Genomic DNA, 24,600 nt, shown 5'->3' on the forward strand with positions numbered 1-24,600 from the left:
ACGACCGTTAAGCCCTCCAGCGCCGATGGTACTTGGACCGCAGGGTCCTGGGAGAGTAGGACGTCGCCAAGCAACAAGTAAAGAGGACCATGATCTCATTGAGATTATGGTTCTTTTTTGCATATACGTATACTTTAGAAATATCCTTACAAAAGGAAGGTAACATTTTTGTTACGGAATGTAAGAGTAAACCCTGTATAATATAGGTATTGAATCCCATACACACACGCTGCATTATTGCAGAATTATGCAAACTCCATCATAGGATTTTGTATAGTCAATCAGGCTGGTAAGGAGGGAAGATCATGCGGCGAAATAAATGGCTTGCTCTATTGGTGCTATTCAGTGTCGCTGTCGCGATTCTTACCGGGTGCGTGGAGGAGGAGCCTTCTTGGACATCGTTTGAGGGTGCTGCCAATGAGAAGACGTTTCCGGTTCCCAAAGAAGCTAGTAAAACCGATCGGGCCAGCAGTAATTCGGACATGGACTATGTTCGCTATGCACTGCCAGCATTGAAGGAAAGTGATAGTCTACCTGCTCCTTATCTAGAGGAGATTGCAGCTTGGGGCTGGACTGAGGAACCGAATTTATCCACCTCGAATCAGAAGGTGTTTCAGAAAAATAAACACATGGTGCATTTATCTGTGCATGATGGTTCTTTTACTGTATTGGTTCCAAAAGACAGAAAGGCTGTTGTGAAGAGCAAAAGCGTGGATCTTAATTAGGGACACGGTTTTTAACCGAGTAAGTAGCATAGGATTTATTGTAGATCATATTTTTAGTAAACTCATAGCGTATTGTATGCTGTGTATAATGATGAATGAAGAGATCGGATATGGGGAAGCACTCAGAACTGCAGTTGAGTAGGGGGTGGCTTCCTTTTATATATTTGCATGTTGATCAAATGCTCTACATGAATAACGAGGATAATGATGAGGAAAAGTTTACTTGATAAGCGAATATAACGATTACAGTTGTTAAGTCACAAAAAAAGGAGTAACCGGTTGAGGTTGCTCCTTTTTTATTGCTTCGGTCTATATGGGTGTAGGTTAGTTCAGACCTGAATTTTCTATCTGTACGGATAATGAGTGGTTAGATTTACTGTTGATAATATGAGGCATCTTCATCGGTAAACTTCAACATGCCGTCTTTTCTCTCGCCTGTAAGCCGACTGAGGATGTATAGACGCGGTGCAATAAGCCATAGATGCCAGAAGAGTAAGGATACAGTAAAGGCTGGTGGAGACCAGAGAATGAATACGGCTGATAAGCAGATACCGATCCAGAGGGTATGTATGTGCACACGACGAAAGATGCTATAGCCTATATACTGGTCTGTCATATAGCCTAGCCAAGGTAATTTACGATGGAATGCCCAGCGTTTGCGGAAGGATGTTCCGCCACCGATGTATAGGACAGATCGTGAGATTACGAAGTGTACCCATAAGGTTAGGAAAAAGGCAAGAGCAAACAAAAACACGCTAGTCCAGGAAAAGGCAAGAAGCAGAAAGAGAAGCATAATAATAGGTAATGTGATGTGACTCCATATTAGTTGACGCGGTATACTGATTTTTTTAATGAGCTTGTAGTGATAGTAGGTAGCTTTGGTTCCGGTTTCCTCTGTCATGCGAACAGTCCTTTCATTAATCTACTGCATCACAAGTGGCTTCCCGTCCACAGCCGGAAAAAGGGACGGTACTTCGCTCATGCCGCTTTAAATAAGCATTTAATCGTTTTTGTAGAAATACAGAATGATCAACATCCAGTGTTAGCTAGCCTACTCTATAATTAATGGAAAAGCTATCACTGATGAAGTGTTCAAGGGCTCCGATGAAAGGGTATCCATACATAAGAGCTTTTCTTATTATATCGGCATAGACGGCTGTTTTTTAAACATACGGGGTACAAACACCATAATGGCCCAGAAGGAATATATATAGAGTATATCGTCGAACTGGGCTATGAAAAGGTTTAAAATAGTAGAAAGTGCCCCATACTAATAGTAAAAGAAACAAGGTGGGATGGATATGCATGATCAAGGCGGCCACCGCTGCATTATATGCGGGCAGCACAAGCATGAAGGCATTTTTATCGTTTCCGAGTTTATCTGTGATACGTGTGAAGCTGAAATGGTGCACACGGATGCAACTGATGCCAAATATCATTTTTTTATTGATCAATTAAAGCAAATCTGGGTACAGAAAAATGCATAATATCCTTTGCTAATTAGTCTTTGAAGGATTGGCATTCCAAGGTCTGTCGATACGGGCCTTTTTTTCTGTGAGTAAAAGTAGGATTCCGCTTGATTTTACGATAAAATAAGGTAGATATAAAGCTTTGTTTGGAAGGATTGCAGAATGATGGGGAAAAAGGCGGTACATGCACCATTAATGGAAGCTCTAATACGTTACCGGACTCAGGGCAATGCTTCTTTCCATGTACCCGGTCATAAAAATGGACAAGTATATGAGCATGAAAATATTGCGTCTCTGTTGCAAGAAGTGATGTCTATTGATGCGACAGAAATTTCTGGACTGGATGATTTGCATCACCCAGAAGATGTGATTCGTGAAGGGCAGGGACTGGCTGCAAAGTGCTTTGGTGCTGAGGAGAGCTTTTGGCTAATTGGAGGAAGCACGGTCGGTAATTTGGCTATGATTTTAACTGTATGTACGGAGCCGGGAGATCTACTGCTGGTACAGAGGAATGTACACAAATCTGTCCTGAACGGTCTCATGCTGTCAGGGGCTAACGCGGTATTCCTGGATCCGGAAATAGATACACTAAGCGGACTGGCGGTTGCCCCAACGACGGATACAATAAAGGCTGCACTGAAGGCCTATCCTTCGGCTAAAGGGGTGTTACTTACACTACCTAATTACTATGGAATGGGGCATGACCTGACGGCAACGGCTAAGGCCTGTCATGCAGCCCATGTGCCGCTATTGGTAGATGAGGCACACGGTGCCCATTATGGGCTGCATCCTCGTTTGCCAGCCTCTGCGCTATCCTGCGGGGCTGATGTAGTCGTCCAGTCGACACATAAAATGCTTCCAGCCATGACCATGGGGGCCATGTTACATGTGCAGGGAGAGAGAATCCATCGGGAACTGCTTCGTCAGCGGTTGGCGATGGTGCAGAGCTCTAGCCCTTCTTATCCGTTAATGGCTTCACTGGATTTGGCAAGATGGTATATAGAGGCGTATGGAGCGGATGCTTTTACAGTGGGCTTAGCGGCGGCAGATGCTTTTAGAAAGGGCCTGGAGCAGCTCCCACGCTTTCGCTTGCTAGAACCTACACAGCAGGTACTAGAGAGGAAAGGCGCTCACAGGGGAATCTCTGAGGTCCTAGAAAGGGCTGAGGAGGGAATAAGCGGATATTCAACCCAGGACCCTTTTAAATTGGTGCTGTATGATACATGGGGGATACTGGATGGGTTTGGACTCAAGCATGAGTTGGAGACTTATGGATGTACTCCAGAGATGAGCGACGAAAAACATGTTGTTTTATTGTTTACGTTAGGCTCTACGCCTAAGGATGCGAGTCACCTGTTGCAGGCTCTTGTGCATATAGATAATGATATAAGATTTAAGGAGACGGCTGGTGAGCCGAGGGCAACGGAAAAAGAGCTGCAAAGACTCGAATTAGATTTTTCCACGTGGAACAATGATAGAATGAAGGGATACTCTAGTCCGGTGCTTTTTGGGCTTCGACCGATTAGCCCGGATCAGATAGAGAACGTGTCTGTAGACGATTCCGCTGGCAGGGTAGTGGCTGAAATGATTATCCCGTATCCTCCAGGTATTCCGCTGTTATATACAGGAGAAACAATCACAGAAGCGATTGCACTGCGGATGAGTCGTCTACGTGAGCTGGGAGCCAAGTGGCATGGGATAGCAGATGAAAGTATGCTTACAATTCGGGTATTCCGTTTACAATAAAGATTAGATACTAGAGACTTAACAAATACAGAAGACTGAATAAAAGAAGCATACGTAGCCTGTGGGTGACTTTTATTTTTCAGGCAGGAAAGCAGGGAATAACATGAATCGCAAAGGCATTTTTATCACACTGGAGGGGGGAGACGGCTCCGGTAAAACAACTATGATTCAACGGCTGGCGAAGTTTATGGAGGAAGAAGGCTATCCAGTCATCACGACGAGGGAGCCGGGTGGCATCGAAATTTCCGAAAAGATTCGCTCTATCATTTTGGACCCTGCTCATACCAGTATGGATGCTCGAACAGAGGCACTTTTATACGCGGCGGCGCGGCGTCAGCATTTGGTGGAGAAGGTAAAGCCGGCTATTGAACAGGGAGCTATCGTATTATGTGATCGTTTTGTGGATAGTAGCTTGGTCTATCAAGGATTTGCAAGAGGGATCGGAATTGAAGAGGTAGCTTCAATTAATCGCTTCGCGGTTGATGATTGGGAGCCGGATGCCACATTTTATCTGGATATTGAGCCCGAATTGGGATTGGCCAGAATTAATGCGTCACGAGGAGCAGAAATGGACCGCCTCGACATGGAGAGTATATCGTTTCACCATAAGGTGCGAGAGGCATATTTGGAGTTGGCTCGCAAATTTCCGGAGCGAATTACAATTGTTGATGCATCTCCGGCGCCAGAGCAGGTGGAGCAAGTATTGAAGGATTTGCTGAAAAAGCGGTTTGTTCAGAATTTTAGCATATAATTGTCGAAGGATATACGGTAAAATTGAGCTAGGGACAAGGTTGTCTCTAATATGACTTGAAGGAGGAATACAGGATGAAGCTGATTATTGCGATTGTACAGGATAAGGACAGTAATAGATTATCCAGCGGACTGGTGAAAGCTAATTTCCGTGCTACCAAATTGGCGAGCACAGGAGGATTTCTGCGTGCAGGTAATACGACATTTATGATCGGTGTTGATGACAATCAGGTGGACTCATTAATGAACGTCATTCGCAGCAGTTGCAAGGTTCGTGAACAGCTGGTCACACCCGTTACCCCTATGAGCGGGACGACGGATTCCTATTTACCGTTACCTGTTGAAGTGCAGGTGGGTGGAGCGACGGTATTCGTGATGCCTGTAGACCGTTTCGAGCATTTCTGAATCTACACAATAGGGCCTATTCTGCCGATATGATAGGGGAATCGCCTGTATCTTCTCACATGATGGGAGTGAGGGCAGATCCACTAAAACGGCAGCGCTACAGCGTAGTCCCCGGAAAGCCGAAGAAACCCCGAGTTCTAGTTTGAACTGTTCATGAAGGGGGAAAGTGGAAGCATCCGGGGAGAAAGCAGGTTTATATGAAAATAAATCCGGGCTATCGCCCTTTACAAAGTACATTGTCTACAAATGAAATGAGTGCAAAGCCAATTCAGCCCAAGAGCTTCTCCGACGTTATGCAGCAAAATGGGGAGCAGGCTTCGCAGGAGGAATTGAATCGGCGCTTTAAGGAAATACAAATGCAGGGAGATCGTCTTGCACGTTCAATGACGATTCGTGAGTTGAAGGCTTATAAGATGCTGGTTAAACGTTTTTTGGAAGATACAGTTCGGCGAGGCGTGTCCATGAAGGACACAAAGGGTTGGGATCGCCGGGGACGCAGCAAACGTTATAAGCTGATTGATGAAGTGGATGAGCTGTTGCTCAAAATGGCGGATGAGCTGCTTGAAACTGAACAAGGCAAGATTGAGCTTTTGCAAGGGGTCGGTGAGATCAGAGGATTGCTGATTAATCTCTCATTTTAATGCAGACTTATGTTATAAATGAATACAGACGGGCTGTTGCCACGAAGAAATAATCTGCTTGCTGATCATGCTGGCAGATTATTTTTGACTATGTATATGTGGGCAGACGTGATACGGAAATAGCAGCAGTTGCCCCGAAAAACGAGGATTTGAAGTTGGAATCATGAAAATAGCAACAAAGTTTGCCCGGAAGAACAACGGTTTGCTGAGGGATCACAGTTGTTTTCAGTGGAGAAAGTGAGGAAATATGTCTTTTCAACATATAATGGGCCAGGATGTAGCCAAAAAAATGCTGCAAAGTGCACTACGGAATCATACGGTCAACCATGCCTATGTTTTTAGCGGGCCGCCGGGAAGCGGGCAGATGAACATGGCGCAGATCTTTGCTAAGGCTTTATTTTGTGAGCGACAGACGGATGATGCATGTGGGGAGTGCTTGTCGTGCCGTAAGGTAGAGCACGGGAATCATCCAGATTTGCACATTGTAGAGCCGGATGGAGCTACGATTAAAATTGATCAGATTCGCGGGCTTCAACGTATATTTTCTTACAAATCTGAAAGCTCCAATCCGAAGGTATATATTATTCGACAGGCGGATACCATGACAGTGCAAGCTGCTAATAGCCTACTTAAATTTCTAGAGGAGCCCCAGATTCCAGTGGTCGGCATACTCATTTCTGAAAATGGACAGGCGTTGCTGCCTACGATTCAATCACGGACGCAGCAGGTTCCTTTCCACGCTTTACAGCCAGAAGTGATGATGCAGGCGTTAATTGGGGAAGGCTATACGGCAGGGCTTGTCCGGTCGGTCGTTCATATTGCTTCAGGACTGGAATCATGTAGAGAAATTCTCCAGCAGAATTGGTTTGCAGAAATTAGAAACGTAGTGTTACAATTAGTGAAGGAGTCCATGAGTCGGGGGAGCTCGTCTATTATTCTGGCTCAACAGAAGATTTTTAAAACTGGACTTTCTGAACACCTGGATATTCTGTTTCATCTGTTTCATTTGTGGTTTAAGGATATGCTTCATTTCCGTTACGGAAGGCACGAAAGCATTGTTTTCATAGATCATTTGGAGTCCGTCTCCAAATTGGCAATCACCCGCAGCACGGAACAATGGGTCTCTTATATGGATTTGGCCGCGAATTGCAGGAAGAAGCTCCGTTTTCACGTCAACGGGCAATTATGCGTGGAGCAGCTTCTGATTGGGTTGTCCGATACAAGCGGTTCTATCACCGGCTAACAGGAAGGCGCGCTTGTTCCACTCTGCACAATCCGCGACGCCAGGTTCCCGGTTTGTGCGACAGTGAGACTTCAATTGCGGCCATTCGTACAATGTCGGCTTCAAATGAGGTTTAGTGGCATACAAGGGGGTTAATTTTTGTATAGTGTAGTGGGTGTCCGTTTCAAGAAGGCGGGCAAGACTTATTATTTTGATCCGCTGGACCTTCCAGTGGAGAAAGAAAACTGCGTCATTGTAGAGACCGCGCGCGGTATTGAATATGGCAAGGTTGTAGTGGGCAAAAAAGAGGTAAATGATTCGGATGTTGTCCTGCCCTTAAAAAAAGTCATTCGTATTGCTGGGGATGATGACGCTCTTGTCGTAGAAGAGAATAAATTGGCGGCCAAGGATGCATTCGGCACGTGTTTAAATAAAATTAAAGACCATGGCCTTAAAATGAAGCTGGTAGATGTAGAATTTACATTTGACCGCAATAAGATCATTTTTTATTTTACGGCAGAGGGTCGGGTGGATTTTCGAGAGCTTGTAAAGGACTTGGCCAGTATTTTTCGTACACGGATCGAGCTGCGGCAGATCGGCGTACGGGATGAGGCTAAAATGCTTGGCGGAATCGGACCTTGTGGACGTATTCTGTGTTGCTCCTCATGGCTGGGGGATTTTGAGCCGGTATCTATTAAGATGGCGAAGGATCAGAGTTTGTCGCTGAATCCGACGAAGATTTCCGGGTTGTGCGGGAGATTGATGTGCTGCCTCAAGTTTGAACATGATAACTACGAAAGCATGCGAGAAGAGCTACCTCAGGTGGGTAAGATGGTTATCACCTCTTTGGGAGAAGGTAAAGTCGTAGGTGTGAATGCAGGTCATCGCACGGTGCATGTTCAACTGTTTGAGATCAGTAAGGTCAAGGAACTTCCAATGGACGATGTAGTCGTCAAGTAAACCATTAGGTTGCTTCGGGGTGGAAACTTGGATAAATTAAATGTTTTTGCGCGTATTCACGAAATGGAAACCCAAATGGGACAGTTGCATAGCGATCTGGGTGAATTGAAACTGGCAGTAAAAGAGCTGCTGGAGGAAAATCAACGACTAACGATTGAAAACGAACAGGTGCGCAAGATGCTCAAACGTGAAACCTCTGGAGAAGAAAAGACGGCAAACAAGCCGAAGCTTCCTCCTCCGATCGTCATTAAGGATGAAGGGCAAACGGGTGAGGTCGTGGGCGAAGGCTACGACAATCTAGCAAGGCTGTATCATGAAGGATTTCATATATGCAACGTGTATTACGGACATTTGCGAACGGAAGGCGATTGCCTCTTCTGTCTGTCATTTTTGAATAAATAAAAACAAGCCGTAGGAGCAAGATGCCTACGGCTTTTTTGTAAGGAAGTATGAGTGAAAAGCGATTTTGGTTATAAAAGATGGGAGAGCATTATGGACGAAAATGAAAAGAAGTCTGAACGAATTGATGATTTACTTTCACATAATTTGCGCATTATCCAAAGTGATGAAGTATTCAGCTTCTCGATGGACGCGGTCTTGCTGGCACGTTTTGCTGGTATTCCACAGCGTGGAAAGATCCTGGATCTGTGTACTGGCAATGGGGTTGTCCCGCTGTTGCTAACGACACGAACAAAAGCGTCTATTGAAGGAATTGAGATTCAACCACGCTTGGCAGATATGGCTAGACGCAGTGTCAGCTTGAATGGATTAGAAGCAGCAATTGAGATTCGGGAAGGGGACCTGCGTGAGCTGGTTCAAATCACGGGACATGGTGTTTATGATGCGATTACCGTGAATCCCCCCTATATGCCGCTAAATGGTAGCGATATCAAGCTGAATCCTCACCAGGCAATTGCCCGTCATGAAGTGAACTGTACACTGGAAGAAGTCATTCAGGCATCCACCCGGCTCGTCCGTAATGGGGGCAAAGTATCCATGGTTCATCGCCCGCAGCGATTGGGTGAGATTATAACCTTGATGCGTAATCATAGTTTGGAACCCAAACGAATACGTTTTGTTCACCCACGAGTTCATATGGAAGCCAATATGGTACTGGTTGAAGCATTACGTGACGGCAAACCGGAGGTTCGTCTGTTGCCTCCGCTCATTGTATATCAGGAAAATGGGAATTATACTCAGGAAATAAGAGATATCTATGGAGAAGTAAGCAAGGGGGATTCTGTGTGAAAGCAGCTGTACAAAAAAGCTTTAGTACCAGCGAAGAAGAACGGGGAAAGTTGTATCTTGTTGCAACACCCATTGGGAATCTGGACGATATGACCTTTAGGGCGATTAACACCTTAAAATCATGTAGTATTATCGCTGCCGAAGATACGCGGCAGACACGCAAACTGCTCACCCATTTCGAAATTACACCGGATATGCTCTTCAGTTATCATGAACATAATAAGGCTGCCAGTGGGCCTGAACTGATACGTTATATAATAGAAGGAAAAAATTTGGCACTGGTTAGCGATGCAGGTCTACCGGCCATTTCTGACCCTGGTTCGGATCTGGTCAAGCTGGCACTGGAAGCGGAAATTAGCGTCATTCCTATCCCAGGAGCAAATGCGGCACTATCGGCTTTAATTGCCTCAGGACTGGATACAGAAAGGTTCACCTTCGCTGGCTTTCCACCACGGGAGAAAAAGGATCTAGAGAAGCTGTTGCTATCGTTTCAGGTATCTCACGGCACAATTATTTTTTATGAATCGCCTCATCGCATTGTGAAGACATTGATGGTGTTGAAGGAAACATTAGGTTCACGCAAAGTGGTGCTTGCGCGTGAGCTGACCAAGCTGCATGAGGAATGGGTTCGGGGAACCGTGGAGCAATGCCTTGCTAGACTAGAGGGAAATCCACCGATTGGTGAATATTGCCTGGTGGTTGAAGGAAAAGACGAAGAGGAAGAGGAACAGGAACGTCAGGCGTGGTGGCAGTCCTTATCTTTGGAGTCCCACGTCGCACATTACGAGGCAGAGGGACTTACACGCAAGGATGCAATGAAGCGTACAGCCACAGATCGTTCAATCTCCAAGAGAGATGTTTACAACGCACTCTTATGAATATCTGTCTAAACAAAAAAGGGCCTTCCAACGGTTGGGTTCAAACCGTGGAAGGCAACAAGGAGTATATATGAAAAAGGTTAGAATTAACAATATCTGATAAGTCTATTATATACTAAAATTCTCAGTTTGTCACAGGTGTTGGGATTTCAGAAATGCAATCTTGGCAAACAATTTTCCCTTTGAAGTAAATTACGTTCTCAGCATTGCCGCAGAAGATACAAGCAGGCTCGTATTTTTTAAGCATGATGCGTTCGCCATCAACATAAATTTCCAAAGCGTCTTTCTCTCCGATTCCCAGGGTACGACGCAATTCGATTGGAATAACAACACGTCCGAGCTCGTCAACTTTTCTTACAATACCAGTGGATTTCATCATAATAAATCAGGCTCCTCTCGCCGTTTAAAATAATATAAGTGTCATGATTCGACAAAATTTTCTCTTTTCTGATATTTACTATACCAACGATTCCCAAAACAGTCAACCTTAAAAATGTAGTAACAGTCTGATTATGCAAAAGTATTTAGATTAAAGACCTTTACTCATGTGTATTGCCTTATCTTATTGATGATTTATTCAGTTTGTCGATTTGGAAATGTCGAAAAACTATAATTCGACATATTACGACAAAGAATGTCGAATGAAGGAAATCATTTAGGATTTTATTGTATTTTAATCCATTATTCCGAATATTAAAGGAGCTGATATCTTGCACCAGCCACTCAGTGAAGAAAAAGTTTTTAAAGACCCGGTACATAATTACATCCATGTTCAGGATACTGTGATATGGCGGTTGATCAACACGCCGGAGTTCCAACGTTTACGGCGCATACGGCAGTTAGGCACATCGTATCTTACGTTTCATGGAGCGGAGCATAGCCGTTTTTCACATTCATTGGGCGTATATGAGATTACGAGACGTATTATTTCTCAATTTGAACGTGGAGATTTCCCAGATTGGCCGAAGGAGGAAAGGCTGGTTGCTCTGTGTGCGGCCCTATTGCATGATGTGGGGCATGGCCCATTTTCTCATTCAATTGAGGAAGCCTTTCATATGAACCATGAGGATTGGACATGCCGCATTGTACTGGGAGACACGAAGATCAACGCCGTGCTACGGCAAGTCGACGACAAGCTTCCACAAAAGGTGGCTGCGGTTATAGCCAAAACGTATGATAAGCCAATCGTTGTCAACTTGGTAACCAGTCCGCTAGATGCCGACCGTATGGATTATTTGTTGCGGGATGCTCATTCAACAGGTGTCAACTACGGCACGATTGATTTGGATCGTATTTTACGACTGCTGCGTCCTCATAATGGGAGAATTGTTGTGAAGGAATCAGGCATGCATGCAGTAGAAGATTATTTAATGTCACGCTATCAGATGTATTGGCAAATTTATTTTCATCCTGTAACACGCAGCTCGGAAATCCTTTTACGTAAAATTTTCAAGCGAGCAAAGGAATTGTTTAAAAACGGATATGAGTTTGGTTTTCTGCTGGACCCGCTGCCGGATCTGTTGAAAGGAGAGCTTACAGTAGAGCAATATCTGATGCTCGACGAGTCATTAATCCAGACCGTATTTAGCCAGTGGAAACGAGAAAAGGACGAGATTTTAAGTGATTTGAGCAGCCGTTTTATGGACCGTAGATTGTATAAATATGTAGAGATTGAAAATATGGATACAGATACCATTGACAGTATTAGAGAAGCTTTGAAAGAGGCTGGTTTGCACCCTGAATATGATTTTGAAATTGATTTTCCGACAGATCTTCCTTATGATGTGTTTCGGCAGGGTGGCTCGACGGACAACCAGATTTTACTGCTTGGACGTCAGGGCGAGGTGAGTGAAATATCCGAAGTTTCGGAAATTGTGCGCTCAATAAGTGGTATTCACCGAGGAAAATATCATATGTATTTTCCCCAGAATAAATTGAACGCGGTAAAAGACAGGCTTCCTGCCGAAATAAGGAATTATTTTGTCAAAGAATAGACAACTATATAGAAATGTAAGTAAAAAAAGGAGATGTAAACCTTGGATTTATTCGACACTCATACTCACTTGGATGCGCCACAATTTGACGAAGATCGTGAAGAAGTTATAGCACGTGCTGTCGAATCAGGAGTAACACGGATGATCAATATCGGATTTAATCGTGAGACCATTCCATCCACCATGAAATTGGCCGAGACGTATGATTTTATTTATGCGGCAGTCGGATGGCACCCTCAGGATGCTATTACAATGCAGGAGGGCGATTTAGAATGGATTGCATCGTTATGCAGTCATAAGAAGGTTGTAGCCATCGGAGAGATCGGTCTGGATTATTATTGGGATACATCACCGAAGGATGTTCAGCATCGGGTGTTTCGAAATCAAATTGGTCTGGCTCGTGAGCTCAAAATGCCCATTGTTATTCATAACCGGGATGCACATGAAGATATTGTTAGGATATTGCGCGAGGAAAAAGCGAGTGAGATTGGAGGAGTCATGCACTCCTTTTCGGGTAGCTGGGAGACAGCCAAAATGGTGCTGGATATGGGATTTCACCTTTCCTTTGGTGGTCCAATAACGTTCAAAAATGCCAAGCAGCCAAAAGAGGTGCTCGCACAGGTGCCGCTGGACCGTCTGCTCATTGAAACTGATGCTCCCTATCTGACGCCTCATCCGTTTCGTGGGAAGCGAAATGAGTCTGCACATGTGAGACTGGTAGCAGAGGCTGCAGCCCAAATCAAAGGGATTACAGTGGAGGAATTAGTGTCAATAACGACCCAAAATGCCCTGGAACGATTTGACATTCAATGAAAAAGTGAAGAAATCGATCAAAATAAAGAGATAGACGAAGCTAATCATGAATTTGTTGCAGGAAACTCGAGAATATTACAATATTTTAACCGAATATTTTAAAAAATGTACTTGAAACCTGCTTTACAACATGCATAGAAACAGGATATCATCTTTTCAGTGAATTGTTGTTTGAATGTAAACATCAACAAGTCATTTCATGAACCAGTCTCGCTGAGTCCCTTTTACAGGGAACGGGGGAACCGATATGGCTTACAGTACGTCCGGCATATGTGCAAGAAGGGAACGTCTCTTCCGCCAGCCGGCTCGACCGAAATTCTTTCCCCGAATGGGATTGAATAGGTGGAGGAGCCGTATTTCGATTTCTTTCTGGGTCTTCGGGGTGAATGTGAAGGCGACCGCCATGAGCGGTTGACCCAAGCTAGGGCGACTCTCTACGTCCGAACCCGACAGCTAACCCCGTAAGCGTAACAAGAGAGAAGCCATCTCGTGCATGAGTTTTCCCGCATATTCACACATGCCGGAAGCCACGAAAGAGCTCTCTAGTCTCTTTCTCTGGCTTTTTTTGTTGTGAATAAAAGAAAATCTGTCATCATACTGTGGTTAAACAGGGGAGGACAGCATGCCGCGAAGACGGGTACATGGTGCAGGACAGTCGCAGTTTGGGCTTGTCTTGTAGAAAATCTGTTATAGTCACGTCAAATCTCAACTATGTCTTACTCCAGACGGCGGGCTATGTAAGGAGGACGGAGGAAATGGGCATTTTCCAAAAAAAGGATACCCATGAGTCACGCTCATCCAGCATGTCTTACGTATTGCGTTGGAAGCAAGAGAATGTGCGCCAGGCTGCTTTGGTTGCTATTTTTCTAATCGCGCTAACGATTATGATTTCAATTCTGATGTACACGCAATCTAAAAAACAAGTCTTTTTTGTCATCGATGGCAAGGCGTCTGCGGTAGAAACCCGGGAATCCAAGCTTCAAGATTTGCTGAGCGAGCATTCCATTTCACTTCAGCCGCATGATACAGTTTCCATGCCGCTAAATGGAGCAATACAGGATGGCGATCGCGTAGTCATTAAACGTGCCAATCAAGTCAAAGTATCTTCAGGCAATGAGACGAAAAAGCTGTACACAACAGAAAATACAGTAGAAGGTGCCATTCGTACCTCGGGCTATAAATTATCATCAACGGATAAAGTTTATCCTGCGTTGGATGCCTCTGTTTCGTCTAACATGGACATAAAAATCGTCCGTGTGAAGAAACAGCAGGTCGAACAGAAAAAACAGGTGCCTTATCAGGTCATCAAAACGGCCGATCCGAGTCTTTATAAAGGCGATAATCGGGTCATTCAAAGCGGCAAATCGGGTGTGGTCGTCCAGCACGTTCAAAAGGTATATCATGATGGAAAGTTGGTATCCAAACAGCTGGTTAACAAGGAAGTTGCACAGAACCGTGTGGATAAAGTCATTGCAGTAGGAACGAAGAAAAAACCGGTCGTTCTGGCTGCTTCCGTCGGTCCCAATGATGCCGTTAAGGCAACAACGGTTAGTTCGGGCAGTGCTGTCCGTAAAGCAGGCGTCAATTTTAAATATAGCAAAGTTTTACAAAATGTCTCCATGACGGCGTATTCCTCACAGGAGCCAGGTATCGGTACACGTACTGCATCCGGCGCACGTGTCACGGAAGGACGCACCATCGCGGTCGATCCGAGTGTAATTCCAATCGGCTGGTGGGTGTATATCGAAGGGGTGGGCTTCCGCCGTGCGGAGGATACCGGTGGCGCGATTAAAGGCCACAAAATCGATGTGTATTATGAGAGTTTGAGCCGAGCCAACCAATTTGGTCGTAAGCACGGTAAAACCGTTTATGTTATCGGACCGATAAAGCCTGAAATCAACTAAAACAGGTTGTGTATGTTGAGGGCAATGCGATAGTATTAACAACATAGTTATGCCATGCTAAGAAGAGGATATCCTCTTCTTATTTTGTTTTCAAAAGCAGGGAAAGATAAATATAGCTTGCTGTGTAGCAGTGGAGGGAAACGCAAATGATCAAGGAAGTGATCGTGGTAGAGGGCCGGGATGATACGGTGGCCATTCGCCGCGCTGTTGAAGCGGATACGATAGAAACTGGCGGCTCAGCCATTAATAAAATGACGCTGCGTAAAATTGCATTGGCGCAGGAGCGGCGGGGGGTCATCATTTTAACCGATCCCGATCATGCAGGGGAGCGCATCCGTAAGATTATCGCTTCCAAGGTACCCGGCTGCAAGCAGGCCTTTATACCCGAGGCAGAAGCGACGCGCAAAGGAGATATTGGCGTGGAGAATGCCTCACCGGAAGCGATCAGACACGCTCTTGCACGGGTCCATACGACAGTGGAAGGCGCCGACCCGCTGATTGAGTGGGCGGACCTGATTGATGCTGGACTCATCACCCACCCCAATGCTGCTGCACGCCGTATGGCCTTAGGGAATGTGCTGGGTATTGGTTATTGTAACGGAAAGCAGCTACATAAACGGCTCTCTGTATTTCAGATCAGCCGCGAGGAATTTGCCGGGGCGCTGGCACAAATTGAAAGTGAAGGATTGTGATATCCGTATGACAGGGATTCAAGATATAGCAACACCGCGGCGTACGAAGGACATTATTCAACGGCACGGTTTTTCGTTCAAAAAGAGTTTGGGACAAAATTTCCTGATTGATCAAAATATTCTCAATAAGATTGTAAATGCTGCCGGATTGGATGAGACGAAGGGCGCACTTGAGATCGGTCCTGGGATTGGTGCTTTGACCGAGAAGCTGGCCCAATCAGCCAAGGCAGTTACCGCTGTCGAGATTGACCAGCGGCTACTGCCAATTCTCGAAGAAGTGTTGGCCCCTTACGAGCATGTGAAGGTACGTCATGGAGATGTGTTGAAGCTGGATTTGCGCGAGGTGTTCGCAACCGATTTTGCAGACGTGAGCAAAGTAAGTGTCGTGGCTAATCTGCCGTACTACGTTACTACACCGATTCTGATGAGGCTGCTGGAGGACAAGCTCCCTTTGGAGAATATCGTCGTTATGATCCAAAAAGAAGTGGCTGAGCGTATGGCTGCGTCTCCTGGAACGAAGGATTACGGCAGCCTGAGCATTGCGGTGCAATATTACAGCGAACCTGAATTAGTCTGTATTGTGCCGAATACAGTATTTATTCCCCAACCGAATGTGGAGTCTGCAGTCATCCGGTTGCGTGTACGGGAAGCCCCTCCAGTGGAAGTGGTGGATGAGAAGCATTTCTTTGAAGTGGTTCATGCTGCTTTTGCCCAGCGTCGTAAAACCATTTCCAATAACCTAAAAAGCCGTTTCTTCACCAAAGAGAACAGGGACACGCTGGAGCCGTTGTTGCAACAAGCTGGTATTGAACCCTCCCGTCGAGGAGAAACGCTAAGTATTGAGGAATTTGCGCGTCTCAGCGCTGTGCTGTTGGAGGCAGGTATATCCTAAGCTGGAACCAAACTGTGCATTCACCCATACGATATAGGAGGGGTGATACAGTGTGATGAGTTTAGGAGACTTGGTCGTTCGGAAATCGTACGGCGGAGATGTCACGTTTCGTGTTGAGGACATCCAGCGGGATAAAGCGATCATTAAGGGAATAGAATTTCGGCTGCTGGCCGATTCCCCAGTGAACGATCTGGTCAGAGTGCCTGCAGACCAGATTAGCGGTAAGACTCAGCAGGCCCATATTAAGGCTGGTGAGTCTCTTAATCTGTTGCAACGGGCACGCCAGCAGCAAGCTGCTCGTAGTCAGGCAGCTCTGGTTGGGGACTGGAGTGATCCGGTCGAGTCAACGTATTTTGAAATGCCGGGAAAGGTTCTTCATCTGGATGGAGATCCCGGCTATTTGAAAAAATGTCTCAGTTTATATGAACAGCTCCGTGTTCCTGCAGAGGGACATCACGTTCACGAATCGGCAATGGCGGACACGTTGTACCGACTGCTTCCCCGTATCCGTCCGGATATCGTAGTCATTACCGGACATGACGGTGTGCTGAAGCAGCCACAGCCTTACGATTTGTACAGCTTGAAAAGTTATAAAAATTCGCAAAATTTTGTGGCGGCGATTCAGGTAGCAAGACAATATGAACGTCATCTGGATTCGCTGACGATTGTAGCGGGGGCGTGCCAGTCCCATTTTGAGGCGCTGCTACGTGCGGGAGCGAACTTCGCCAGCTCACCAGGGCGTATCCTGATTCACGCGCTGGACCCCGTTTACGTGGCTGCCAAGGCGGCCTTTACTTCGATCCGTGATACGGTCAACATGGGGGACCTGTTTCACCAGACAATCAGTGGCAGTCGCGGAGTGGGTGGAATTGAAACTAGGGGAAGCTATCGCATCGGCCTGCCGAAGCTTGAAAATTTGTCTACGCTTAAAGTAACGCCTTCCGCAATCTAGGATTCAAATGTGCCAATAGGATTAATCTGAACAAAAAGCCTCTGCTTTCAGAGGCTTTTTGTCATTTTTTATATAAATTATTCCTGTTCGCAAAAAATTAAATTGACAACTTATTTTTCGTGTTGTTATAATATTTAGCTTGATTTGACAATCCCTCTAAAATTCGTTATAATGGACAAGGAAAGAGGTGGTCGTTAGGCAATGGCTAAAAATACGCTGTTGGAAATCAAACGCAGTCTCGACGCACATGTAGGGCAAAAAATTTTGCTGCGGGCTAACGGCGGACGCCGTAAGACCGTCGAACGAACTGGTGTCTTGGAAGAAACGTACCCTTCTGTTTTTATCGTCAAGCTGGATCAGGAGCAACAGACGTTTAAACGTGTCTCCTACAGCTATGCTGACATCCTTACCGAGTCGGTGGAAGTCAGCGTATATGATCCCGACTCCCATACAAGTGTAGTCGAATATTTTGAAACACCTTAATTGATTTCGTGATTTATACCAGCTTTGCAGGTTTAACGACGGCTTCGTCATTTCAAATGACGGGGCCGTTTTGTATATACAGAGCAGGATGAAGCATGACATCTCTGCACATACTAAGCCGGGAATGATCTTCCTTATTCCATTGCCGAAGGAGGCGTATGTATGAGCCGAAGAAGACGGAGTGTCATGTCGGAGGAGCTAAAGTACGAGCTGGCCAAAGATCTTGGGTTTTACGACACGGTCAAGGAAGAAGGTTGGGGAGGCATTAAAGCCAAGGATGCGGGCAATATGGTCAAGCGGGCTATCCAACTTGCCGAGCAGGCAGCTTCCCGCAAATCGTAGCTATAGGTGGTGCTGATGAAAAGCGGGGATATCCGGGATTAGACCGGGTCATCTCCGCTTTTTTGAACCTCATGACTTGACACGCTGAGTCTGATATAATATGTTAAGCTGTCTTGAGGGAAAAGTTGAAGGTGGGTGAACGCCTTGAAAATATATGAAAAAGCACCGGCGAAAATCAATTTAATGCTTGATGTTCTACGTAAGCGGGACGATGGTTATCACGAGGTCGAAATGATTATGACCATGGTCGATCTGTCTGACCGATTGACGATGTCTGAGTTACCGCGTGATACCATTATTATTTCAAGTCAAGCCGGGTACATACCATTGGATGAAAAGAACTTGGCTTTTCAGGCTGCGCGTCTGATCAAAGAACGTTATAACGTGTCTACGGGCGTCCACATCCATCTGGATAAGCATATCCCAGTGGCGGCAGGGTTGGCAGGTGGAAGTAGTGATGCTGCCGCAGCGCTGCGTGGACTGAACAAGCTATGGAAGCTTGGCATCTCGGATGCAGAGTTAAGGGTGCTGGGTGCTGAGCTGGGCTCAGATGTACCTTTCTGTATTACAGGGGGTACAGCTTTAGCGAGCGGACGCGGAGAACTGCTCAAGCCACTTCCGAATCCGCCACAATGCTGGGTGATCCTTGCGAAGCCGCCGATTAATGTGTCGACGGCTGAAGTGTATGGTCGTGTCAAAGCAGATCAGATTACGCACCACCCGTCTGCCCGCCAGATGGAGCATGCGATCCGTAACGCTTCTTTTACCGATGTATGCAACGCGCTGGGGAATGTACTGGAGGATGTAACACTAAAGCTGTATCCAGAGGTAGAGCATCTTAAAAGCTCCATGATCCGCTTAGGAGCAGATGGTGTGCTGATGTCAGGTAGTGGACCTACAGTGTTCGGACTGGTATCGAAGGAAGCCAAAGTGCCACGGATTTACAATGGACTAAGAGGGTTTTGTAAAGATGTGTATGCAGTACGACTTTTGACCTGATTTTAGATAATTTTTTCTTATTATAGTGGTAATTGTTGTACAAATACGTACGAAGATGATATATTTACTATTAAATATTCGGATTTTACTATACCACTTACATTCCGCCAGCAACCGGCCAGTCCGCCGGTGCTTTACTGTACAAAGCGGGCGGCAGGAGAATAGATCGCGAGGAATTGTTGTGAAAAAACTTAAAAGAAGCTCACGATTGGTGGAAATGACGCAATTTTTGTTGTCACGGCCGCATACGCTGGTGCCTCTTACTCATTTTGCGGATCGCTACGGGGCAGCTAAGTCGTCCATAAGCGAGGATCTGGCCATCATCAAGGAAGTATTTGAGGATGAGGGCACTGGCGAGCTTCTGACGCTGGCGGGAGCGGCAGGGGGCGTCAAACTGATCCCGAGGCTTTCCAAGCAGCATGCGCTTGCGTTTGCGAACGACCTGTGTGCGCAACTGGAGCAGCCTGACCGCATATTACCGGGAGGATACCTGTATTTGTCCGATTTGCTGGGCCAACCTGCGATGATGAACGAAGCTGGTAAAATATTTGCGACCGCTTTTGCCAATCGTCAGATTGATGTGGTTATGACGGTGGAGACCAAGGGTATTCCACTTGCCTATGCAACCGGAGCACAGCTGAATTTGCCAGTCGTTCTCGTACGGCGTGATCATCAGGTGACAGAAGGTTCGGCTGTAAGTATTAATTATGTTTCAGGATCACAAAAGAGCCTGCATACGATGTCTTTATCCAGACGTGCGATGCGTGAGAAATCGCGTGTGCTCATCGTAGATGATTTTATGAAGGCCGGTGGCACCATTCAGGGGATGGTCGATTTGTTGGCTGAGTTTGATGCTGAGGTGGCTGGTGTAGGTGTGCTGGTAGAATCAGGCGAGGTGGAGAACGAAGAGCGCCTGCTGCACGATTATATTTCACTGGCGAATCTGACCGCAGTCGATTCTCGAAGCAAGCAAATTACAGTCAAGCTGGGCAATTATTTTGATGAGTGAACAGGGCAGTAAATTGTCACAATCCATCATAAAATACCTAAATATGTCGAAAAGAAATCTTTTCAAAAAAATTACCTGAATTTAGGATACGAATTGCCGAAAAAAAGAAGGATTTCGAACTGCTGTGTGGAATGTATACACCAAGTCCTATTTGGAAAAAGGTGGTGAAACACACATGCAGATTACGGATGTTAGACTCCGCCGAGTGAACTCTGAAGGAAGAATGAAGGCGATTGCATCCATTACGATTGATAATGAGTTTGTTGTTCATGACATCCGAGTTATCGACGGTAATAACGGGATGTTCGTAGCTATGCCAAGCAAACGAACTCCAGACGGAGAGTTTCGCGATATCGCTCACCCGATATCTTCAGGAACCCGTGAGAAGATCCAAGCTGCTGTATTGACTGAGTACGAACGTGCAGCTGTGGATGAAGAAGTTGCTATTGAAGAAGGCGCTTAATTCGCCTAAAGCAGGATTGGGGTACAAAAGAAAAAGAGAGCCACTAACTGTGGCTCTCTTTTCTTTTTGTCTGGAATGAGATATATTCTTTAGTGAGTTAACAGTCAGTTTTAAGGCAACTTGGAGCCATCCGGGCTGCCGAAGCGGCTTTTTCATAAGACAAGGACTAGGCAGCGATGCGTCCCGGGGATGAATGTCCAGCACAAGCTGGCCTGAAAAAATAGCCATTAACCAAAGGTTCGCCGTTATTTTTCAGGAGGATTGTGAAAAGTTAAGCAAAATCTGATCTGGGAATTAACGTTTTAGCCAAGGGGTAACTGTTATTTTCAGGATAGGAGGTTGGACTTGTTGGAAAGGTTGGCAGTCATTCTTGCCGCAGGGCAGGGAAAACGTATGAAATCCAAATTATATAAAGTTCTGCATCCGGTGTGCGGAAAACCGATGGTCGGGCATGTGCTCGACACGGTTCGTGAAATCGGTGTGTCCCGAAGTGTAGTCGTCGTGGGTCATGGAGCAGAGGCGGTACAGTCTTATTTGGGACCGTCGGCAGAATATGCGCTTCAGGCAGAGCAGTTGGGAACGGGCCATGCTGTCAAACAAGCCAAGGACTTGCTCGGTCAGGAAAAAGGTACAACCATTGTCATTTGTGGGGATACTCCTTTGATCACAGCGGAAACGCTAGAGGGCTTGGTGCAACTGCACGAGAGCCGTGGGGCGGCTGCGACGATTCTGACCGCTGAGTTGGACGACCCGAAAGGATATGGACGAGTTATCCGTGATGCTTCCGGGGCCGTGCTCAAGATCGTGGAACAGAAAGATTGTTCACCTGAGGAAGATGCTGTCCGGGAGATCAATACGGGAACGTACTGCTTTGACAATGCCAAGCTGTTTGCAGCGCTGGACAAGGTAACGAACACCAATGCACAGCAGGAATATTATCTGACAGATGTCATTGGTATTTTGCATGGTGAAGGTGAGCAGGTTGAGGCGTATTTGACAGATGATGTGTCTGAATCCATCGGTGTTAACGACAGAGTCGCTTTGTCGGTAGCTGAGGGCTATATGCGTGAGCGCATCGTCCGCAAGCATATGCTGAATGGTGTCACTGTCATTGATCCGTCTTCTACCTATATCGGGAGCGAGGTTGTTATTGGTTCCGATACGGTACTGTACCCGAACACATGGCTGCATGGTCAAACACAAATCGGAGAAGATTGTGTGATTGGTCCGCAGGCTGAGATTCAGAATACGATTATCCATTCAGGCGCAACGGTAAAACATTCGGTGTTGAACGAAGCGGAAGTGGGAAGCAGTACCTCTGTGGGGCCGTTTGCCTATCTGCGTCCAGGCGCGAAGCTTGGCGAACATGTGAAAATTGGTGATTTTGTTGAGGTGAAAAATGCGACCATTGGAGATCATTCCAAGGTGTCTCATTTGAGCTATGTCGGTGATGCCAAGGTGGGTACAAACGTAAATATTGGCTGCGGGGCAATAACGGTCAATTATGATGGATATAATAAATCTATTACAGAAATTGAAGACGATGCCTTTATTGGCAGCAACGTGAATCTGATCGCCCCGATTAAGATTGGAAAAGGTGCTTATGTTGTAGCAGGCTCCACTGTAACACATGCTGTCCCTGATAACGATCTGGCCATTGCCAGACCACGTCAAGAGAACAAAGCCGGATATGCGGACAAAATCCGCGCACGTGCCAAAGCGAAGAAGAAAAGATCGGAATGACCTTAATCAGCAAGCTGTTGAATCTGTAATGAATGAACCAGCACGGAGGGTTTCTATTAATGACTTATTGCGATTCCAAACTCAAAATATTTACTTGTAACTCCAATCCGAAGTTAGCCCACCAGATTGCGGACTACATCGGCATCCCAATGGGGGAATCCCATACCACATCGTTTAGTGACGGTGAAATCCAGGTTAAGCTGTCGGAAAGCGTACGCGGCTGCCATGTGTATATTGTACAGTCAACTTGTCTGCCGGTTAACGACAACTTGATGGAGTTATTGGTTATGATTGATGCACTTAAACGCGCTTCTGCCAAAAGTATCAATGTCGTTATGCCATATTACGGTTACGCTCGTCAGGATCGTAAAGCTCGTTCACGCGATCCGATTACAGCGAAACTTGTCGCTAACTTGATTGAAAAAGCGGGAGCTCACCGCGTGATCAGCATGGATTTGCATGCGATGCAGATTCAGGGATTCTTTGATATTCCAGTGGACCATATGCTGGGAGCGCCAATTCTGGCCCAATATTTCCGTTCCAAGCAAATTGAGAACCCGATTGTCGTTTCACCCGATCATGGCGGGGTTGTTCGTGCGCGTAAGCTGGCGGACTTCCTGAGTGCGCCGCTCGCTATTATTGATAAGCGTCGTCCAGAGCCAAATGTCAGTGAAGTGATGAACATCATCGGGAACATTGAGGGTAAAACGGCTATTTTAATTGATGATATCATTGATACAGCCGGAACGATTGTATTAGGGGCAAATGCGCTTAAAGAAGGCGGCGTAAAAGATGTGTATGCATGTTGTACACATGCTGTGCTTTCTGGTCCTGCGATGGAAAGACTGGAGAATTCGCCATTAAAAGAGGTGGTTGTGACGGATACGATCCCGATCGTTCACCCGAATCCGACAAGCAAGCTGAAGGTGTTGTCTGTGGCTCCATTAATGGGAGAAGCTATCATCCGTGTGCATGAAGAATTGTCGATCAGCAAACTGTTTGAAATCGAATAAGCGCTGGCTCATTAAAAAAGGGGTTGCCTTTTCCATATGGAAAAGGTAACCCCTATCAGCATGTCAGGCTAAAAGCCTGGGCGAGATATGAATGTGAAGCGTTGACGATTGTATAGTGTGTCCTCTATTTCGACGAAATGCTCATTAAAACGCGCAACGATGCCAATCTGAATATGTACATTCCCGTCATATATCTGGACAGGAACGGAATGTTTTAAATGATATAGAAAATGGCTGTCATATAAGAGGATATCACCTTGATTGAGCATACCGGCACGCACCTTCCTATTCAATACAACTATTTTACCAAAAAATACAGACTGCGAAAGAGGGTGTCAAGGTTATGAAGTGGATTGTAGGATTGGGCAACCCCGGTCCCCAATACGAGAAAACGAGACATAATGTCGGATTTATGGCATTGGATGCTCTTGCCTCGCGTCATAACATCCAGATTAACCAAAGCAAATGCAAGGCGTTGATTGGAGAAGGCCACATTGGTGGCGTAAAAACCGTACTGATTAAGCCAATGACCTATATGAATCTATCAGGCGAGTCTCTACGTGCTTATATGGACTACTATAAGGCCGATATGGAAGATCTGGTTGTCGTGTACGATGATCTGGATACTGAAGTCGGTAAAATAAGATTGCGTTATCAAGGTAGCGCAGGCGGTCATAACGGCATTAAATCGATCATTCAGCATACCGGCACGCAGTCCTTCAATCGGATACGTATGGGCATTTCCCGCCCGGAACCTGGACATGCTATTGTCGATTATGTTCTGGGTACCTTTCCCAAGAAGGAAAAAGAATTACTGGCCGGAATGATCGAGGACACGTGCAACGCCTTAGAGCATAGCTTGAGTCATCCGTTTGAACGGACGATGGCTGAATTCAACAAGTAAGTTCAGACGCAGGCAGACGGGCTTAAATGGAAGATTGTTGGACATACTGAAAGGTATAGAAAACTTTCAGGAGGCATATACATTACATGATTGTTAATTATGTATGCAGACATTGTCGAACTTTCTTGGGACGAATTGATTCCGCGGCAATAACCGAAGAAAGGTTGGGCTTCCATTCCTTGACCCCTGCCGAACGTAGAGATATAATAGCGTATAATTCGGGTGGTGAAGTGACCGTCAAAGTCATTTGCGAGCATTGCAGTCAGGCATTGGAGAATAATCCTGAGCTGAGTCTGCTCGTTAATCCGCTCCAATAACAGGTATTCAACTGGTAGGATGTACCAGCTTGAGAG

General features: G+C 45.9%; 29 protein-coding genes and 1 riboswitch. Of the genes, 26 read left to right on the forward strand and 3 right to left on the reverse strand.

Annotation, left to right across the window (positions count from 1 at the left end; genetic code table 11):
• The first annotated feature begins 305 nt into the window (after positions 1-305).
• The gene (locus tag NLX82_RS26085) at positions 306-725 is read left to right on the forward strand and encodes a hypothetical protein (protein WP_013308104.1); all 420 of its coding nucleotides are present in this window, start codon (positions 306-308) and stop codon (positions 723-725) included.
• A 373-nt stretch (positions 726-1,098) separates the two neighbouring features.
• On the opposite strand, the gene NLX82_RS26090 is transcribed toward NLX82_RS26085, so the two are convergent.
• Positions 1,099-1,626 (reverse strand): hypothetical protein, encoded by a 528-nt coding sequence (locus NLX82_RS26090; protein WP_023986421.1) that lies wholly within the window; start codon positions 1,624-1,626, stop codon positions 1,099-1,101.
• A 400-nt stretch (positions 1,627-2,026) separates the two neighbouring features.
• Between NLX82_RS26090 and NLX82_RS26095 the strand changes: the two genes are divergently transcribed.
• From NLX82_RS26095 to rsmI, 10 genes are all read left to right on the forward strand, one after another.
• Complete coding sequence (locus NLX82_RS26095; RefSeq protein ID WP_023986422.1) at positions 2,027-2,212, forward strand: sigma factor G inhibitor Gin; 186 nt, start codon at positions 2,027-2,029, stop codon at positions 2,210-2,212.
• Positions 2,213-2,356: 144 nt separating this feature from the next.
• A complete protein-coding gene (locus NLX82_RS26100; protein WP_076265347.1) occupies positions 2,357-3,940 on the forward strand; it encodes an aminotransferase class I/II-fold pyridoxal phosphate-dependent enzyme in 1,584 nt (527 codons plus the stop codon).
• Positions 3,941-4,043: 103 nt separating this feature from the next.
• Positions 4,044-4,691, forward strand: coding sequence for a dTMP kinase (tmk, locus tag NLX82_RS26105; RefSeq protein WP_013308107.1), 648 nt, complete (start codon positions 4,044-4,046; stop codon positions 4,689-4,691).
• Positions 4,692-4,765: 74 nt separating this feature from the next.
• The gene (locus tag NLX82_RS26110) at positions 4,766-5,095 is read left to right on the forward strand and encodes a cyclic-di-AMP receptor (protein WP_007427998.1); all 330 of its coding nucleotides are present in this window, start codon (positions 4,766-4,768) and stop codon (positions 5,093-5,095) included.
• A gap of 197 nt (positions 5,096-5,292) precedes the next feature.
• Positions 5,293-5,736: a YaaR family protein gene (locus NLX82_RS26115; protein ID WP_013308108.1), complete on the forward strand. Its 444-nt coding sequence runs from the start codon at positions 5,293-5,295 to the stop codon at positions 5,734-5,736.
• Between the two features lie 247 nt (positions 5,737-5,983).
• Positions 5,984-6,979 (forward strand): DNA polymerase III subunit delta', encoded by a 996-nt coding sequence (gene holB / locus NLX82_RS26120; RefSeq protein ID WP_023986424.1) that lies wholly within the window; start codon positions 5,984-5,986, stop codon positions 6,977-6,979.
• A gap of 138 nt (positions 6,980-7,117) precedes the next feature.
• Positions 7,118-7,918 carry a PSP1 domain-containing protein gene (locus NLX82_RS26125; RefSeq protein WP_013308110.1) on the forward strand — a complete coding sequence of 267 codons (801 nt, stop codon included), beginning with the start codon at positions 7,118-7,120 and terminating at the stop codon, positions 7,916-7,918.
• A gap of 27 nt (positions 7,919-7,945) precedes the next feature.
• A complete protein-coding gene (gene yabA, locus NLX82_RS26130) occupies positions 7,946-8,320 on the forward strand; it encodes a DNA replication initiation control protein YabA (protein WP_025722558.1) in 375 nt (124 codons plus the stop codon).
• A gap of 90 nt (positions 8,321-8,410) precedes the next feature.
• Entirely contained in the window at positions 8,411-9,166 is a 756-nt protein-coding gene (locus tag NLX82_RS26135) for a tRNA1(Val) (adenine(37)-N6)-methyltransferase (RefSeq protein WP_254349261.1), read from the forward strand.
• Positions 9,163-10,044: a 16S rRNA (cytidine(1402)-2'-O)-methyltransferase gene (gene rsmI, locus NLX82_RS26140; RefSeq protein WP_023986427.1), complete on the forward strand. Its 882-nt coding sequence runs from the start codon at positions 9,163-9,165 to the stop codon at positions 10,042-10,044. The genes NLX82_RS26135 and rsmI overlap by 4 nt, the downstream gene beginning before the upstream one ends.
• 124 nt (positions 10,045-10,168) lie before the next feature.
• On the opposite strand, the gene NLX82_RS26145 is transcribed toward rsmI, so the two are convergent.
• On the reverse strand, positions 10,169-10,423 hold the full coding sequence (locus NLX82_RS26145) for an AbrB/MazE/SpoVT family DNA-binding domain-containing protein (protein WP_007428005.1): 255 nt from the start codon (positions 10,421-10,423) through the stop codon (positions 10,169-10,171).
• A 331-nt stretch (positions 10,424-10,754) separates the two neighbouring features.
• Here NLX82_RS26145 and NLX82_RS26150 point away from each other — a divergent pair, with 331 nt between their 5' ends.
• The 13 genes from NLX82_RS26150 (at position 10,755) to NLX82_RS26210 (ending at position 23,343) form a co-directional block, all read left to right on the forward strand.
• Positions 10,755-12,038 carry an HD domain-containing protein gene (locus NLX82_RS26150; RefSeq protein WP_023986428.1) on the forward strand — a complete coding sequence of 428 codons (1,284 nt, stop codon included), beginning with the start codon at positions 10,755-10,757 and terminating at the stop codon, positions 12,036-12,038.
• A 42-nt stretch (positions 12,039-12,080) separates the two neighbouring features.
• Positions 12,081-12,851, forward strand: a complete 771-nt coding sequence (locus NLX82_RS26155; RefSeq protein WP_068938706.1) for a TatD family hydrolase — start codon at positions 12,081-12,083, stop codon at positions 12,849-12,851.
• 201 nt (positions 12,852-13,052) lie between these two features.
• A riboswitch (cyclic di-AMP (ydaO/yuaA leader) is annotated at positions 13,053-13,335 on the forward strand.
• A gap of 271 nt (positions 13,336-13,606) precedes the next feature.
• A complete protein-coding gene (locus NLX82_RS26160) occupies positions 13,607-14,755 on the forward strand; it encodes a resuscitation-promoting factor (protein ID WP_071559543.1) in 1,149 nt (382 codons plus the stop codon).
• A gap of 146 nt (positions 14,756-14,901) precedes the next feature.
• Positions 14,902-15,447 (forward strand): ribonuclease M5, encoded by a 546-nt coding sequence (gene rnmV / locus NLX82_RS26165; RefSeq protein ID WP_013308117.1) that lies wholly within the window; start codon positions 14,902-14,904, stop codon positions 15,445-15,447.
• A 7-nt stretch (positions 15,448-15,454) separates the two neighbouring features.
• Positions 15,455-16,339, forward strand: a complete 885-nt coding sequence (gene rsmA / locus NLX82_RS26170; RefSeq protein WP_023986431.1) for a 16S rRNA (adenine(1518)-N(6)/adenine(1519)-N(6))-dimethyltransferase RsmA — start codon at positions 15,455-15,457, stop codon at positions 16,337-16,339.
• Between the two features lie 55 nt (positions 16,340-16,394).
• A complete protein-coding gene (yabG, locus tag NLX82_RS26175; protein ID WP_023986432.1) occupies positions 16,395-17,291 on the forward strand; it encodes a sporulation peptidase YabG in 897 nt (298 codons plus the stop codon).
• A gap of 201 nt (positions 17,292-17,492) precedes the next feature.
• The gene (gene veg / locus NLX82_RS26180) at positions 17,493-17,774 is read left to right on the forward strand and encodes a biofilm formation stimulator Veg (protein ID WP_013308120.1); all 282 of its coding nucleotides are present in this window, start codon (positions 17,493-17,495) and stop codon (positions 17,772-17,774) included.
• A 162-nt stretch (positions 17,775-17,936) separates the two neighbouring features.
• A complete protein-coding gene (locus tag NLX82_RS26185) occupies positions 17,937-18,116 on the forward strand; it encodes a small, acid-soluble spore protein, alpha/beta type (RefSeq protein WP_007428013.1) in 180 nt (59 codons plus the stop codon).
• Between the two features lie 144 nt (positions 18,117-18,260).
• The gene (gene ispE, locus NLX82_RS26190) at positions 18,261-19,115 is read left to right on the forward strand and encodes a 4-(cytidine 5'-diphospho)-2-C-methyl-D-erythritol kinase (protein ID WP_013308121.1); all 855 of its coding nucleotides are present in this window, start codon (positions 18,261-18,263) and stop codon (positions 19,113-19,115) included.
• Between the two features lie 181 nt (positions 19,116-19,296).
• Positions 19,297-20,124, forward strand: a complete 828-nt coding sequence (gene purR, locus NLX82_RS26195; RefSeq protein WP_013308122.1) for a pur operon repressor — start codon at positions 19,297-19,299, stop codon at positions 20,122-20,124.
• Positions 20,125-20,299: 175 nt separating this feature from the next.
• Complete coding sequence (spoVG, locus tag NLX82_RS26200; RefSeq protein ID WP_007428016.1) at positions 20,300-20,587, forward strand: septation regulator SpoVG; 288 nt, start codon at positions 20,300-20,302, stop codon at positions 20,585-20,587.
• Positions 20,588-20,932: 345 nt separating this feature from the next.
• Positions 20,933-22,330, forward strand: a complete 1,398-nt coding sequence (gene glmU / locus NLX82_RS26205) for a bifunctional UDP-N-acetylglucosamine diphosphorylase/glucosamine-1-phosphate N-acetyltransferase GlmU (protein ID WP_080658680.1) — start codon at positions 20,933-20,935, stop codon at positions 22,328-22,330.
• A gap of 59 nt (positions 22,331-22,389) precedes the next feature.
• The gene (locus NLX82_RS26210; protein ID WP_013308125.1) at positions 22,390-23,343 is read left to right on the forward strand and encodes a ribose-phosphate diphosphokinase; all 954 of its coding nucleotides are present in this window, start codon (positions 22,390-22,392) and stop codon (positions 23,341-23,343) included.
• A gap of 68 nt (positions 23,344-23,411) precedes the next feature.
• Here NLX82_RS26210 and NLX82_RS27850 read toward each other — a convergent pair whose 3' ends face one another.
• Complete coding sequence (locus tag NLX82_RS27850; RefSeq protein WP_023986434.1) at positions 23,412-23,612, reverse strand: hypothetical protein; 201 nt, start codon at positions 23,610-23,612, stop codon at positions 23,412-23,414.
• Between the two features lie 74 nt (positions 23,613-23,686).
• Here NLX82_RS27850 and pth point away from each other — a divergent pair, with 74 nt between their 5' ends.
• Together pth and fin are read left to right on the forward strand one after the other, a co-directional pair.
• A complete protein-coding gene (gene pth, locus NLX82_RS26215) occupies positions 23,687-24,247 on the forward strand; it encodes an aminoacyl-tRNA hydrolase (RefSeq protein WP_023986435.1) in 561 nt (186 codons plus the stop codon).
• 86 nt (positions 24,248-24,333) lie between these two features.
• Entirely contained in the window at positions 24,334-24,564 is a 231-nt protein-coding gene (gene fin / locus NLX82_RS26220) for an anti-sigma-F factor Fin (RefSeq protein WP_013308128.1), read from the forward strand.
• Positions 24,565-24,600 lie beyond the last annotated feature (36 nt).

The organism is Paenibacillus sp. A3M_27_13, assembly GCF_024213315.1.
Lineage (GTDB): Bacteria > Bacillota > Bacilli > Paenibacillales > Paenibacillaceae > Paenibacillus > Paenibacillus polymyxa_B.

What these genes read in the sequence shown, in the direction of transcription:
- NLX82_RS26210 (WP_013308125.1), top strand. Translation starts at nt 22,390, where the DNA reads ATGACTTATTGCGATTCCAAACTCAAAATATTTACTTGTAACTCCAAT.
- NLX82_RS26145 (WP_007428005.1), bottom strand. Translation starts at nt 10,423, where the DNA reads ATGATGAAATCCACTGGTATTGTAAGAAAAGTTGACGAGCTCGGACGT.
- pth (WP_023986435.1), top strand. Translation starts at nt 23,687, where the DNA reads ATGAAGTGGATTGTAGGATTGGGCAACCCCGGTCCCCAATACGAGAAA.
- NLX82_RS26085 (WP_013308104.1), top strand. Translation starts at nt 306, where the DNA reads ATGCGGCGAAATAAATGGCTTGCTCTATTGGTGCTATTCAGTGTCGCT.
- NLX82_RS26115 (WP_013308108.1), top strand. Translation starts at nt 5,293, where the DNA reads ATGAAAATAAATCCGGGCTATCGCCCTTTACAAAGTACATTGTCTACA.
- NLX82_RS26100 (WP_076265347.1), top strand. Translation starts at nt 2,357, where the DNA reads ATGATGGGGAAAAAGGCGGTACATGCACCATTAATGGAAGCTCTAATA.
- yabG (WP_023986432.1), top strand. Translation starts at nt 16,395, where the DNA reads ATGAGTTTAGGAGACTTGGTCGTTCGGAAATCGTACGGCGGAGATGTC.
- NLX82_RS27850 (WP_023986434.1), bottom strand. Translation starts at nt 23,612, where the DNA reads ATGCTCAATCAAGGTGATATCCTCTTATATGACAGCCATTTTCTATAT.
- rnmV (WP_013308117.1), top strand. Translation starts at nt 14,902, where the DNA reads ATGATCAAGGAAGTGATCGTGGTAGAGGGCCGGGATGATACGGTGGCC.
- NLX82_RS26095 (WP_023986422.1), top strand. Translation starts at nt 2,027, where the DNA reads ATGCATGATCAAGGCGGCCACCGCTGCATTATATGCGGGCAGCACAAG.
- holB (WP_023986424.1), top strand. Translation starts at nt 5,984, where the DNA reads ATGTCTTTTCAACATATAATGGGCCAGGATGTAGCCAAAAAAATGCTG.
- veg (WP_013308120.1), top strand. Translation starts at nt 17,493, where the DNA reads ATGGCTAAAAATACGCTGTTGGAAATCAAACGCAGTCTCGACGCACAT.
- spoVG (WP_007428016.1), top strand. Translation starts at nt 20,300, where the DNA reads ATGCAGATTACGGATGTTAGACTCCGCCGAGTGAACTCTGAAGGAAGA.
- NLX82_RS26135 (WP_254349261.1), top strand. Translation starts at nt 8,411, where the DNA reads ATGGACGAAAATGAAAAGAAGTCTGAACGAATTGATGATTTACTTTCA.
- NLX82_RS26185 (WP_007428013.1), top strand. Translation starts at nt 17,937, where the DNA reads ATGAGCCGAAGAAGACGGAGTGTCATGTCGGAGGAGCTAAAGTACGAG.
- rsmA (WP_023986431.1), top strand. Translation starts at nt 15,455, where the DNA reads ATGACAGGGATTCAAGATATAGCAACACCGCGGCGTACGAAGGACATT.
- NLX82_RS26090 (WP_023986421.1), bottom strand. Translation starts at nt 1,626, where the DNA reads ATGACAGAGGAAACCGGAACCAAAGCTACCTACTATCACTACAAGCTC.
- NLX82_RS26160 (WP_071559543.1), top strand. Translation starts at nt 13,607, where the DNA reads ATGGGCATTTTCCAAAAAAAGGATACCCATGAGTCACGCTCATCCAGC.
- fin (WP_013308128.1), top strand. Translation starts at nt 24,334, where the DNA reads ATGATTGTTAATTATGTATGCAGACATTGTCGAACTTTCTTGGGACGA.
- NLX82_RS26110 (WP_007427998.1), top strand. Translation starts at nt 4,766, where the DNA reads ATGAAGCTGATTATTGCGATTGTACAGGATAAGGACAGTAATAGATTA.
- tmk (WP_013308107.1), top strand. Translation starts at nt 4,044, where the DNA reads ATGAATCGCAAAGGCATTTTTATCACACTGGAGGGGGGAGACGGCTCC.